Here is a 13,636-nt window from a genome sequence, read left to right on the forward strand (position 1 = left end):
ATGCCAAGTTACGAAACAGGTACAAACCGATCCTGCAGTTGCTCAATCCCGACGCGTTCACAATAATCGCCAAACGCTTCACCCGGCTGGCGTTCGTCGCGATACGCTTGCAACAGTGGATACAGCGTCGGCACGAGTTCGGAAAGCGGCACCATTTCCCGATACACGCGGTTCGTCCGCGTCCCCACGACATTCGCACCCAACAAAATGTCATACTTGCCGATCACGCGGCCAACAAACCCGATCTCCGCAATGTAGGGGCGCGCACAGCCGTTTGCGCAACCCGTCATGCGCACGGTGATCGGTTCATCTTGCAACCCGAGCTCCTCCAACGCCTTCTCCAAGTCGGCCACAACGCCAGGCAACGCGCGTTCCGACTCTGCGATGGCCAAACCGCAGGTTGGTAATGCCGGACAGGCCATCGAACGCACTTTCACAGGTGTATACGATGAAGCCAACTTCACGCCTGCTTCTTCGAGCTTTGTGGCCACTTCGGCTGCCTGTTCACGCGTGAGATCAGTCAAAATGAGATTCTGTTGCGTCGTCAAACGGACGCCGGGCCTGTATGCCATCATGATTTCGCGCAAAACGGACTTCAGCGCCATCCCAGGCTTGTCAACAATCCGTCCGTTTTCGATGAACAAGCCAAGATGCACCTTGTCTCCTTGCACGATCTCGCCAAGGTGATCGTCCGCTGAATGCCATACGAGTTCGCGCGGATCCTCGAGCGCATAGCCCAGTCGCCTCTCCGCCTCTTCGCGGAACCACGGAATACCGCGTTCCAGCACGAGGTACTTCATTCGCGCAAATTTCCGATTTTCGCGATTTCCGTAATCGCGCTGAATGGAAATCACGGCACGGCACACGTCAATGAGCTTATCCGGAGTCACAAAGCAAAACGGCTTTGCCAAGTGGGGTGCCGTTTGCTTATCGCTGGCGGTGCGGCCCATACCGCCGCCGATGACCAGCGTATAGCCAGCCACTTGATCGCCATCGCGGTGTGCAATGAGGCCAATATCATTGGAATAGATGTCGGCGCAGTTATCACCTTCATACGCAAAGGCAATCTTGAACTTGCGCGGCAAGTACGTTTCGCCGTAAAGCGTCTCCTGCTGGCGGTCGACCTCGGGATCGACTCGTTCACCGTCGAGCCAGATTTCGTGATATGCGTGGGTTTTAGCCGAGACAGAATCGACCAAAGCCAGAATATCTCGACGAACCGCATCGTAAAAGGGTCCTTCGTGCGGGAAGGCGCAACCAACCGTGTTGCGAACTTGGTCACCACAACCGCCCAGCGTCGTGATGAGCACATCATTGATGGCGCGAATGGTGGCCTTCAAGTTCCCCTTGAGCACGCCGTGCAACTGGAACGTCTGCCGCGTGGTAATGCGCATGGTGCCGTTACCATATTCGTCGGACAGGCGATCAAATTGCAGATATTGATCTGCGTTTAACACGCCGCCTGGGATGCGGGCTCGGATCATCATCATGTAATGACGCTCCTTGCCCTCTTTGGTCAACTGCTTGCGCAAATCACGGTCATCCTGTTGATAGGTTCCGTGGAATTTCAATACCTGAATGTTCTCTTCGCTGAAGTGGCTGCTGCCATCCTCCAACGCCTCTTGTATCGAACCGCGCAGAAAACGGCTTTCGCGTTTGATGTGCTCGATCTTCGAGAGCTTCTTCTCCTCTTCCACGCTGCCACCTCGCCTCACTTTCGACTCGACTCGGATCTCACGCGCTCGGATGCAGACCGCACTCGGTCTTGTTAAAGCCTGCCCAGCGGCCGCTGCGCGGGTCTTCGCCTGGTTTAACCGGGCGCGTGCAATGCAGGCAACCGATGCTTGGATAGTTCTGGTCGTGCAACGGATTGTACGGCACGTCATGTTGCTTAATGTAGCGCCAAACCTGCCCCTCGGTCCAACGCACAAGTGGATTGACCTTCACCAAGTTGAACTTGCCATCCCATTCAAAAACCTTCGCGTTGGCGCGGGTCGGTGCCTGTTCGCGGCGGATGCCAGTAATCCAACCGTCGTACTCCTGGAGTACGTTTGTCAAAGGCTGCACCTTGCGGATGTTGCAGCACTGGTTCGGATCCCGTCCCCACAAAGCTTCCCCGTACTGCTCTGCTTGTTGTTCCAATGTGATGGCAGGCAACACTTGGCGCAAATTCGGAATTCCGTACTTTTCCACAGCGCGATCGCGCAGGTCATAGGTTTCCTGGAACAGGACATTCGTATCGAGGTAAAACACGTTCGCCTCTTTGTCGATGTTCATCAGCATATCGAGAAGAACCATGTCTTCCGCGCCGAATGAGCAAGCAAACGTGATATTCGGCACGCGCTTTAGCGCCTCTTCAATGATCTTCTCTGGTTGCGCCTCTTCAAATTCATCGGCAAGCCGTTCAATCCAACCAAGTTCCTTTTCGGTCGTGGACATGTGCCTTTCACCTCATATTCCGATAAACATATCTGGAATTAATCCTATCGTAACTGTAAACTTGTATAGCGAGAAAGTCAACGTGAAATCTGAGCTCGTCGGCAAAGGAGAGAGGGATGTGTTGTATCCTGTGTGGTTGAAACTGGCAGGCACCAAATGCCTTGTGGTGGGCGGCGGGCGGATTGCACTGCGGCGGGCAACGACACTCGTAAACTGCGGTGCGCGCGTCGTGATCGTCAGCCCACAGCTCTGTGCCGAACTGCTAACGATGCTAGAGCGCGGCGACATTGAGCATATCGCCGCCCGCTATGAGCCGATTTACTTGGCCGACACCAAGCTTGTCATCGCGGCGACAGACCGCCGTGACGTCAATGCGGCCATCGGGCGCGACGCCCGCGACCGCGGCATCCTGTGCAATATTGCCGACATGCAGGCGGAAAGTGATTTTTTCCTGCCAAGCCTCGTCAACTGCGGCGCTGTACAAGTGGCGATTTCCACAGGCGGCGCTTCTCCTGCGACTGCCAAGGCGTTGCGGCAAGCGCTGGCATCTGATCTCGAGGACGGCGGCAACCGCTTTGTGTCCCTGCTACGCACGTTGCCCGGCTCGCTTTCGCGTTGACCGTTCTGACATCGTACGTGCTTGTGAAGCCGGCTGTTCACGCCATTTGACATACTTCTGCATGCGATTCTTCAAGATTTTGTGTGATCGAGAATATAAAGTGGCCGACCGCGGGCTTCGTCGTACAGACGCCCCAGATACTGGCCCACAATGCCAAGGCCGACGAGTACCATGCTGTTGAGCAAGCCACCAGATGCCAGCACCAACGCCACAACCGACCAGCGATGCGTGAAGATAGGCGCAATGAGGAAGGCGATAAGCGCGCAGACACTAAGCCCAAAGGTGATGAGCCCCGCGTAGAGTGTCCACCTCAAAGGCTTTTCTGAAAATGACGTGATGGCATCGAAAGCGAGTCTCAGCATCCGCTTAAGCGGATATTTTGTCTCGCCCGCAAAGCGCGGTTGCCGTACATACTCGATTGCACACTGACGAAATCCCGACCATGCCACGAGTCCACGCACAAATCGGCTGTGCTCGGGCAGCATGCGCAAAACATCGCACACCTTTCGGTCGATCAGCCTGAAGTCGCCTGTGTCGACCGGAATATCGATCTCGGTCAAAGCTCGCAGCGCGCGGTAGAAGGCAGCTGCAGTGAAACGTTTGAACCACGTTTCGCCATGGCGTAGAACGCGCTTGGCATAGACGACATCGAACCCTTCCTCCCAGCGTTTGATCATGTCCGGTATCAATTCAGGCGGATCCTGCAAGTCCGCATCAATCACGATGACGGCATCGCCCATGGCGTGATCCATGCCTGCGCTAATTGCAATCTGATGACCAAAGTTGCGGGAAAAGTTGAGAAGTTTGACCGCTTGATCACCCTTTGCCAAGTCGACGATCATGCTGGCCGATGCGTCGGAACTACCGTCGTTTACAAAAATCAACTCGTAGCGAACACCCACACTCTGCATCACGGCGGTGAGACGTTCGTACGTGGCACGAATGACCGCCTCCTCATTGAATACAGGAATGACGACGGAGATTCGCACAGGTGATGACCATATATCACCAGATGCCGTTTGGCATGAGCAGTCGCTCGCGACCGCCCCGTCCGCAGCATGCACATCACGACTTTGTCGAAGCGTCGTATTCATAGAGGCTTGTACCTCCTCCCATGCCGTGAAAACCAAACCCAAACGCCGAACTTCTCGAACCACTTGCATCGGCCTGCAAAGCATTCGATCCGCCCCAAGCACTCTGCGGCACGAGCTTGCAATGCGCCGTGATCCACGCGGTCAACTTGGCTTGACCACCCATACCGCCACCCATGCCAGCAAGCAAGAAATACTTGACCTTGCCTTCTTCGACGAGCGTCTCCAGCTTGCTGACGGTCATGGCGCCGTCTTGTCCGCTAAACCCACCCATCGCCATCACAGGTAGACCTGTGGCGATGATGATCGGCTCAGCGTCGCCGGCGCTCAGCGTCGCCACGAGAAACGAACCCTTGGAAGGCCGGTAGTGCGCCTCCAAATATTTGATCAGTGCACTATCCTGACTGACATTATCATTCATGGAAGACCCAAGATTTGTGCCCAGCCTGGATTGCGATGCGTTGGCGGGACCAGCCGCAGGCATCTGGCCGTTCACACCATACAGAATAGGTGTTGCAGCCCAATAACCTGGGATGACCAACAATGCGAGCAGGCCCATGACCGCGCCGATCATCCGAGCAGATCTCGAGCGTCGTCGCAGCAGCGCCAGAAGTACCGCACAGAACCCTAATAAGACCGCGAGGGCGATGAGTACAGTGCGAATCGCTGGATAGTGCCAAACCAGAAAACACTCGTAGCCGAAAGCGATGAGGAACACGCCAGGTAGATAGAACCTCCACGCGCTGTTCGACCACAGGTCGTTCCACATGCGCACAAGCCCCGCTCCGGTTAAGGCCGCAATCGCTGGAGCAAGTGTGATGAGATAGTATTGGTGGAAAAATCCTGCAATACTAAAGAATGCGCCAACCGGGATCAACCAACCGGTCCAGAACACCGTTCCCAGTTGCCGTTTCGTGAGCGTTTTTCGCCAGCGAATGTTACGTAACAGAGGAAGCAGTGACAAGCAGGCCACTGGCAAGAGCCAACCAATCTGTGGGCCTAACTGCAATTGGAATAAGCGTAGGATGCCTGCTCGTCCAGTGTCAAACATGCCCCCACCGCCGAAATGCCCGTTACTCACGCCCGGTGGAATTGTGCCCCCGTCACCAGATGTTCCCTCAAAATGGCGGAAAGCGTACGGATAATTCGCGGTTTGCCCGTTAGGCGGTGCGCCGAACTCCCCACCCTGCCGGCTTTTCACATTGGATTGCGTCGATTGAAATCCAGGCATGTCTGGAAACCCCTGACCACGTGATTCGACAAACTCGTGACCAAGAAGCCCCGACGGACTGGCCCCCACCGACATGTCACCCGTGAGACGATTGACCCCGTTGTACCCGAAGATGAGTGTAAACTCATTGTTATCGGTGGTACTGCCGACATACGGACGCTCGTTCGCCGGCGTCAGTTGAACCACCGTCGCCCACGAGAAGGAAACGACGCCCAACACCACGGTCATCGCAATGAGGTTGACAAGTTTGCTCCGCCAAGCGACGTGATGAACCAAAGCATACGTCAAATAAATGGCCGGCAAGATGAGATAGGCTTCCATCATCTTGGTATTGAATGCAATACCTTCAATACAGCCAACTGCAATGAGCCAGCGCAAGCGATTTGTCTCGATCGACTTTTGCAAGCACCACGAGGCCATCAGCATAAGCAAAACCAGCAAACCGTCAACTTGATTTGTTCGTTGCACGGCAACAGCAATTGGCGTGCATGCTAACACTGCCGCCGCGATGAGCCCGGCCGCTTTGCCAAAGACTCGGCAAACCAAGTGATAAATGACGAAAACGGAGGCAACACCCGCTAAGGCTTGTGGTAAAAACAGCGCCCAGCCATGAAAGCCAAAAATCCAGGCGGACGCAGCTTGCAGCCAAAAGTCGAATGGAGGCTTATCAATGGTAATAAAGCCACCGGGATCGAAAGCGTTGAAGAAGAAGTTGTGCCAGCTCTCGAGCATACTGCGAATGGCCGCCGCGTAATACTCGTTGCCGTACCCCTCCTTATTCAACGCGTAAAGGTTGAGCCACCCCGATACCGCCAAAATCAAAGTCAGTAGCGAGTGGTTCCACTTCCAAGTCCATCGTCGCTGCATAGACTCAACTCCCGTGTAAAATAGCCATGGCCTGGCTGATGGCTATCATGGAACTTGAACCTGAAGCGGATTTGAGAGCAAACTGAAAGTTTCCTGAGGACAAGGCGTGATGTAAAGGTAAAGGCGCTTCTATACAATCTGAGGACGTAAATCGCTCCCTGTGTCGATGCGAAAACGAAGATGGGGCATCTCCCCTGCCGCGACATGCGGGCAGGGAAAACACCCCATTTTGCAAAATGACATCTTGCATGCTCTTATTGCGGTCGCGGCGCGAGCGTTCGGCGCACGACCACCGCCCGCCGCGCTCGTCCGTCTGGCAACGAAGAACGCGATTCGTCGCCCCCCTCATCGCTTCTTTGTGGCGACGCTGCAGGGCGTTTCGCATTGCGCAAGAACAGCGACAAAATCAACGCAAAGAGCGAAATGCCAGCCGCTACCAGATAAGCATCGTCGACCCCTTGGACAGAAGCCAGCATCTGTGCCTGCCCATACATCAGGTATGTCACGAGTTCGTGCGCCACCGACAAAGGCTGTGACATCATACGCGCCAACATGGCGGTCAACTCGGACAAAGTCGTCGACAGTTGCGGATTCGTCGAAAGGACGCTGTTGACAAATTGGTTATAGTGCATATTCGAGCGATCCGTCATGACCGTGATAAGCAGCGATGTGCCTAACGATCCGGCGATGGTCCGCACCGTATTCGCCGCTGCGGTACCGTGACTGTTGAACTGTCGCGGCAAATGATTGAGACCAGACGTCATAATGGTCATCATGATAAACCCCATGCCAAACATGCGGATCGTATAAACCCACATGATGTGACGAAGAGGTGTGTAGGACGTCAGATGACCAAGATCCCACGTCGTGATCACCGTGATGATGAGGCCGATGATCGCCAACGGCCGAATGCCAATCTTGTCGAGCAAGGCGCCGGAAATAGGCGACATGATACCCATGAGAATGGCCCCGGGTAACAAGATGAGGCCTGAGTCGAGGGCAGAATAGCCACGGATATTTTGCACGTACATCGGCGTCAGCAACGCACCACCGAACATGGCCATGTTAACCACGCAACTCACACCTGCGGCGATGGAAAATCCAGGGTAGCGGAAGACGCGCAGGTTGAGGAGCGGATGGTCTGACGTCAGTTCCCGCGCGACGAAGACGATTAAAAAGACCACTCCAACAGCGATGCTGCCAAGTACCTCGCCTGCGTGCCAGCCCTTGTTGCCAGCTTCACTAAACCCATAAAGCAAAGCGCCAAGGCCAATCGTCGACGCGACGAAACTGACGCCTTCGAACTTCGGGAATGTCCGCTCAGTCACGTTCTTCAGGAAGATGGACGCCACGATGATGTCGATCACGGCGACCGGAATCACAATATAGAACAACACGCGCCAGGAATATTGCTGAATGATCCAGCCTGACAGCGTGGGACCGACCGCTGGTGCAAAAAACATGGCGATCCCGATGGTACCCATGGCCTTGCCCCGCGTTTCTGGTGGATACAGGTTCAAGATGACCGTCATCATCAGCGGCATCATGATACCAGCGCCCGCGGCTTGCACGATGCGGCCGATCAACATCACCGGAAAGTCCGGAGCGGCGGCGCAAAACAATGTGCCAATGCCGAAACAGAACATCGCCCCAAGAAACAACTGCCGCGTCGTGAAGGTGCCAATGAGAAACGCGGTTAGTGGAATGACAATGCCGTTGGTCAGCATGTAGCCTGTCGACAACCATTGAATCGTACTCGCCGAGACATTGAACTCGGTCATAAGTTTTGGCACGGCGACGTTGAGCAAAGTCTGATTGAGAATAGCTGCAAACGCCCCCAAAATCAGCGAGATGAGAATCGGCGCTTTGTGTGCAATGGGTTCGCCTGTCGGGCCACCCGGGCCCGGGTCGACCGGCTTTGGGGCATCGTTATCCACGCTCACGGCTGCCCCTCCTCACTTGTGAATGCGTACGGTCGCACTCATCCCAGGTGCCAACTGTCCCGTGTAGGTCTGCAAGCGGATCGTCACCGGAATGACCTGCGTCACCTTGGTAAAGTTGGCATTCGTGTTCGTCTGCGGCAACAGCGAGAAGGTCGACGCGGTGGCCAGACCAATTTGCTGGACCACACCCGAAAAAGACGTTCCCGGGTAAGCATCGACATACACATCGACGGCCTGCCCCACATGGACGTCGTTGATCTGTGTCTCCTTAATGTTTGCTGTCACCCAGAGGTTGTTCAGATTGTACGCATACGCCAGTGGCGTACCAGCGGCGACAAACTCGCGGTTCACCGCCGAGTTCTGGACGATGGTCGACGTTTGTGGTGCCGTAATGTTGACCGTGGCGGTACGCGTACCGGATGGCACCGAAATCGTGCCGATCACGTCGCCGCTCGCAAATTGTGTGCCTTCTGTCCCGTTCCACGACGACAATTGTCCGCTGGCGGGCGCAGCGATGACAATCTGCTGCCCGGTCACTTGGGCATCGTCTGTGCGCAGGTACTGTGTGGATTGGTGATAAAAGTAGTACCCCACGAAGCCAGCGGCGACGACGACCACGATAATGATGACCTGAATGAAAAGCAATCGCTTCGCGCTCACCCAAGATGCCTCCTCGTTTCCATGCTCTCGAGGCTAGGATGTCCAAACGAAACGAAAATCGATCGGCCGCTAAAACGAATCCAGTCTAGAACAATATGGAAGGCAAAACCCACGACCAATGGCCGTGGGTCATGTTTGAATGATGAAAACTCTATGCCGTCATTGCGCAATACCAAAATGCGCAATGGTTTGGCGAATGCGATCAATCGCCGTTTCGACGTCGGCCTGACTGACATCTTTGTGCGTCACGAAGCGCACCGTGCGAGGACCAAAAGCAGTCGCCAACACTCCGTTATTGGCGAGTTCGGCGATGAACTGTTCGGCCATCACATCCTTGTGAGTGAGTTCAGCCAGGACGATATTCGTCTGTACCGTCTCCAGGTTCACCGTGATGCCCGGCATGTTGGCGAGCCGCTCCGCCAACACCTTCGCATGGGCGTGGTCTTCCGCCAGCCGCTCGACCATGTTGGTCAATGCCCAGATGCAAGGCGCCGCCAACACCCCCGCTTGCCGCAATCCACCACCGAGACGCTTGCGCCAGACCCTGGCGCGATCGATCATCGCGCGTGGACCGACCAGCACCGATCCAACGGGAGCACCTAGCCCCTTTGACAGACAGAACTGCAAGGAATCGACCTCGCTCGCCCACGTCCGTTCACCGATACCGGATGCGACGACCGCATTGAAGATGCGCGCACCATCCATATGTAGCGGCACACCCGCCTCACGCGCGACGCTTGCGGTCGCCCGCAGTATCTCGATGGGCAACACGGTACCTCCGGCGCGGTTATGCGTGTTCTCGACACAGATGAGCCCTGTCCTAGGCTGATGAATATCCCGCTTGCGAATGGCCTGCCGAACATCCTCCGGATCCATGGCGCCCATCTGCCCGACGATGGGGCGTGGCTGCGCCCCTGCGATCACGCTGATCCCTGCCACCTCATAATAAAAGACGTGCGACTCTGCCTCGACAATCACTTCATCCCCGCGCTCGGCCCATGCGGCAATGGCTACCTGATTTCCCTGTGTACCACTCGTGACAAAGAGCGCCGCTTCCTTTCCGAACATATCCGCGGCCAGTTCTTCCAGCCTGCGAACCGTTGGATCTTCTCCATATACGTCATCGCCCACCTCGGCCTTCGCCATAAGACGACGCATCTGTTCAGTTGGCTGTGTTACCGTGTCGCTGCGCAAATCGACTCGCTTTGGCATCGTGCATCACTCCGCTATCATGTGTTCCTTTTAGTGGCTCTGCTCCGGCAGGGTATAGGCCGGCGAAGACTTCCAATTCGATGGAATGGCAGTACTCGTCCAGCCGCTCTTTGGCATAAACGGTTCATGGTGTTCATTGAAGTAGGCATCGAGCATCTGTCGTGCAATGACCGCCGAAAACTGTGCGCCGTAACCACCGCCGGGAGCCATCACGGCGATAGCAACCTGCGGGTTATTGAGCGGTGCATAGCAAATGAACACCGAGTTGTCTGTCGGTTTGCCGCCGAGATAAATTTGCGCTGTGCCCGTCTTTCCGGCCACCTGGTATGGCGCGCCGACAAAGGCTGAATACGCCGTTCCACTCGGATTCGAGGTCACACCATACATCCCTTGCTTCACCAAGTTCCACTGCCAACTGGCAGCCTGCACTTTCCCTTCAACCTGTGGCTTTACCGTCTGCAATGGCTTCGCGCCAGAACTCGGCGTTCCATTTTCCGTAAAGACGTTCTCAAGTAAATGTGGTTTTAAGCGCAAGCCCTGATCCGCCAGCGTCATCGCATATTCAGCCAACTGCATGGGTGTAAACTGCTGCGACTGGCCAATGGCAGCGTCTGCCAAGCTGGCTGGCGATCCGTAGTTGACATATTTCCCCGTTTTTGCGACCGAGGCCTCGCTTGCTTTCAGGTTATACTGCACCTGACTGTTGCCCTGCGTATAGTCCTCGACATAAAACTTGCCGGCTGCTTCATAGGGCAAGTCAATGCCCGTAGGATAACCAAGGCCAAAATCGACTTCGCCCTGAAAAAGTCGGTTGATTCCCTTCGCAAAATCCGTATTGAGGTAGTTTTGAAAACTACCCGCCGTCGGTGGATAGCCGCCACCGCTCGACGTGCTGCTACCAAACCATTTGCCTAGCCACAGTCCGACCTGATAAAAGAAGACGTCGCTCGAGACTGTAATGGCTTCTATCGGATTGACGCCGCCAAAGGCAAAGCCTTCGTCCTCGTTTTTCCGCGACGTGCCAATATAGATGTATCCATCGTCTTCAATGACGGTATCAGGCTTGACGACGCCTGCCTTAAGAGCAGTGATCAGATTTGCGGGCTTCACAGTCGATCCAGGGTAGTTGTACATGCCAATGGCGTTATTCATCTGCGCACCGGATGTACTCAAATAATTCGCATGCTGCCCCAGCGTACCCATCGTATACCAGTTTGGATCGAGATACGGGTAACTCACCATCGCGATCACGCCGCCCGTTTTCACATTGAGCATCACCGCGGCTGCATCCTCGACGTTGTTTTTATTGCTGCTGCTGTTGATCATGTTTTGCATGATCATCTGGGCTTCAGCCTGCTCATGGCCATCGAGAGTCAACTGAATATTGTCTCCGTCCTTTGGCGCGATCTCGCCAACACTGCCGATGGCATTGCCCGCGCTGTTGATGGCCACCAATTCGTAGCCAGGCTTGCCCTGTAAAATCGGTTCATACTCCTGCTCAATGCCTGTTTCGCCGACCTTTTGACTGTACAGATAGCCTTTGTACTGGTTGACGTTTTCCGCCGTGATGGCACCCACATAGCCGAGAACTTGGCCAGCGAGATCACCATTGGGATATTGCCGCTGATAATCCTGTACCACCTGCACACCAGGAAGCTGCGACTGGTGCTCTACGACAAATGCCACCTGCGCATTGGTTACGTTGTTCGCAAGTGTCACCTGAATGGTACCCGTAGCGCTGTTCATCGTCTGATACAGCTTTGCGGGGGTGGTTTGTAAAACGGGTGCCAACACTTGCGCCACCTGATGATATGTCGCGTCGCTGACGGTGGAATAGCGGTTGAGCACGATACTCATCGTGGGTTTGTCCCACGCGAGCACCTGGCCGTTGGCGTCGTAAATCCATCCGCGCTGCGGCAAAATGGGGATTCTTGCCGTTTGGGTCGTCAACTCCGCCTGCCGGAACGACTTCCCTTTCGCGACCTGGACATAACCAGCGCGCAACACGAGCGATGTGAACGATAAAAATACGATCCCGTACACCATGTTCGTGCGAAACGCCCGGCGGCGGCGCCGTTTTTCCTCTTCCGTCAGTTGTTCTTGTTTATCCTTCCAGTTTCTCATTGCACAACCCCAACGTTGAATAAAGTATCATTTCGCTCGGCCTGGGACATCCAAACCGAGCAACAGCAGTGCACTTGGACATATAATGAGACAGACAGAGTAACACATCCCACTTTCTTGTCGACGCCTAACGACTAGATTACCATAAATGAGAACAGACAGATGGGGAATAAAGGGGACTGGTCTATGTTTTCAGATTATGCACAGACCTGGCTAACCATCCTCCAAACACTGCACTGGCACGCCGTGATTCCCACTTTGGTGGCAGCCGTTTGGACCTTTATATTCTTGCGCACCATACCGGACTTGGTCCGCACGCCGCGCTTGAAACAGGTGCGAGGTGCTGAAGACGAGCGCTGCGCCGCGAAACGAGACCTCGGCAAAGTCAGCGTGATCGTCGCGGCACGGGACGAAGCCGAACGCATTCGGCAAACGGTCGAGTCACTGACGGCACAAACATACCCGAACATGGAAATCATTTTGGTGGATGACAGGTCCAGCGACGATACGGGAGCGGAAATTGACCGCCAAGCTGCTTTGGCGGACAGCATCATACCTATCCATATAACAGAACTACCGCGCGGCTGGCTCGGGAAAAACCACGCGCTATATGTGGGATCAAAACAGGCGACGGGCGACTGGCTGTTATTCGCGGACGCTGATGTGTATTTCTACCCGGACGCAATCGAACGCGCGATGCAGTATGTACATACGCACAAACTTCAGCATTTGACCGTCGCCCCACGCCTGATTGCCACCGGCTATTGGTTGCGCATGCTGACGGCAATGTACATCTTTAATTACGTTTTGTTTAAACGCCCACAGAGTGCGTACCGCAGGCGTGCGCGGGCCCATGCGGGAATTGGTGCATTTAATCTTGTCGCCCGCCAAGCCTATGAGAAAAGTGGCACGCACAAGGCTATCTCGCTGCGCCCTGACGACGATTTGCTTCTGGGCAAACAGATTAAGCGCCACGGCTTTCGGCAACGGTTTGTCCTCGCGCAACAATGTATCGAGATTGAGTGGTATCCAGATCTATCGTCGATGATAGTGGGCATGGAAAAAGCACCTTTGCCAGCGTTTCGCTACTCGGCACTGCTGCTCTTTCTGAGTATGGTACTGATGATGGCTTTATACAGCACGCCATTCATCGGGGCGTTTGTTGGGCCCGGGTGGTACCGTCTGTTGTATGTCTACGCGTTGTTGCTCATGTGCATCCTCTACGAATTGCATGCCGTGTTTTTAAAGTTGCCAAAACACCAGTTTCTCATTTTGCCTATTGGCATGTTGCTCTACAGCTATGCATTTATTCGCTCTGCAGTTCTTGCCGTTCGCCGAGGCGGCTTAGTGTGGCGCGACACATTCTATACGTTGCGCGAGCTTCGCCGCGGCCTGTAACTAAGACCTACTTGGGAGCCATGTATGCCGTTCTAGCTTATATGAACAAAAC

The 13,636-nt window shown here is 55.0% G+C and carries 10 protein-coding genes; 2 read left to right on the forward strand and 8 right to left on the reverse strand.

Translation table 11 applies throughout. The annotated features are described in order from the left end of the window. Nucleotides 1-8: 8 nt before the first annotated feature. Both QMF38_RS02365 and QMF38_RS02370 read right to left on the reverse strand, forming a co-directional pair. Nucleotides 9-1,697: an NADPH-dependent assimilatory sulfite reductase hemoprotein subunit gene (locus QMF38_RS02365; protein ID WP_281758557.1), complete on the reverse strand. Its 1,689-nt coding sequence runs from the start codon at nt 1,695-1,697 to the stop codon at nt 9-11. Between the two features lie 37 nt (nt 1,698-1,734). Beyond that, on the reverse strand, nt 1,735-2,439 hold the full coding sequence (locus tag QMF38_RS02370) for a phosphoadenylyl-sulfate reductase (RefSeq protein WP_058093912.1): 705 nt from the start codon (nt 2,437-2,439) through the stop codon (nt 1,735-1,737). Between the two features lie 118 nt (nt 2,440-2,557). Here QMF38_RS02370 and QMF38_RS02375 point away from each other — a divergent pair, with 118 nt between their 5' ends. Next, the gene (locus tag QMF38_RS02375; RefSeq protein WP_058093913.1) at nt 2,558-3,058 is read left to right on the forward strand and encodes a precorrin-2 dehydrogenase/sirohydrochlorin ferrochelatase family protein; all 501 of its coding nucleotides are present in this window, start codon (nt 2,558-2,560) and stop codon (nt 3,056-3,058) included. 71 nt (nt 3,059-3,129) lie between these two features. Here QMF38_RS02375 and QMF38_RS02380 read toward each other — a convergent pair whose 3' ends face one another. The 6 genes from QMF38_RS02380 to QMF38_RS02405 all read right to left on the reverse strand — a co-directional run bounded on the left by QMF38_RS02380 (nt 3,130) and on the right by QMF38_RS02405 (nt 12,186). Continuing rightward, nucleotides 3,130-4,152 carry a glycosyltransferase family 2 protein gene (locus QMF38_RS02380; RefSeq protein ID WP_281758558.1) on the reverse strand — a complete coding sequence of 341 codons (1,023 nt, stop codon included), beginning with the start codon at nt 4,150-4,152 and terminating at the stop codon, nt 3,130-3,132. Continuing rightward, nucleotides 4,124-6,247, reverse strand: a complete 2,124-nt coding sequence (locus tag QMF38_RS02385) for a glycosyltransferase family 39 protein (protein WP_281758559.1) — start codon at nt 6,245-6,247, stop codon at nt 4,124-4,126. Before QMF38_RS02385 ends, QMF38_RS02380 begins: the two co-directional genes overlap by 29 nt. Before the next feature lie 254 nt (nt 6,248-6,501). Then, on the reverse strand, nt 6,502-8,190 hold the full coding sequence (locus QMF38_RS02390; RefSeq protein ID WP_058093915.1) for a DHA2 family efflux MFS transporter permease subunit: 1,689 nt from the start codon (nt 8,188-8,190) through the stop codon (nt 6,502-6,504). 12 nt (nt 8,191-8,202) lie between these two features. After that, nucleotides 8,203-8,850 carry an HlyD family secretion protein gene (locus tag QMF38_RS02395; protein WP_006447172.1) on the reverse strand — a complete coding sequence of 216 codons (648 nt, stop codon included), beginning with the start codon at nt 8,848-8,850 and terminating at the stop codon, nt 8,203-8,205. Between the two features lie 159 nt (nt 8,851-9,009). Next, nucleotides 9,010-10,062 carry a low-specificity L-threonine aldolase gene (ltaE, locus tag QMF38_RS02400; RefSeq protein ID WP_058093916.1) on the reverse strand — a complete coding sequence of 351 codons (1,053 nt, stop codon included), beginning with the start codon at nt 10,060-10,062 and terminating at the stop codon, nt 9,010-9,012. 30 nt (nt 10,063-10,092) lie between these two features. Then, nucleotides 10,093-12,186, reverse strand: a complete 2,094-nt coding sequence (locus QMF38_RS02405) for a peptidoglycan D,D-transpeptidase FtsI family protein (protein WP_058093917.1) — start codon at nt 12,184-12,186, stop codon at nt 10,093-10,095. A 186-nt stretch (nt 12,187-12,372) separates the two neighbouring features. Between QMF38_RS02405 and QMF38_RS02410 the strand changes: the two genes are divergently transcribed. Then, entirely contained in the window at nt 12,373-13,584 is a 1,212-nt protein-coding gene (locus QMF38_RS02410; RefSeq protein WP_058093918.1) for a glycosyltransferase, read from the forward strand. The last annotated feature ends 52 nt before the right edge of the window (nt 13,585-13,636 follow it).

The sequence above is a fragment of the Alicyclobacillus hesperidum subsp. aegles genome (assembly GCF_027923525.1).
Lineage (GTDB): Bacteria > Bacillota > Bacilli > Alicyclobacillales > Alicyclobacillaceae > Alicyclobacillus > Alicyclobacillus aegles.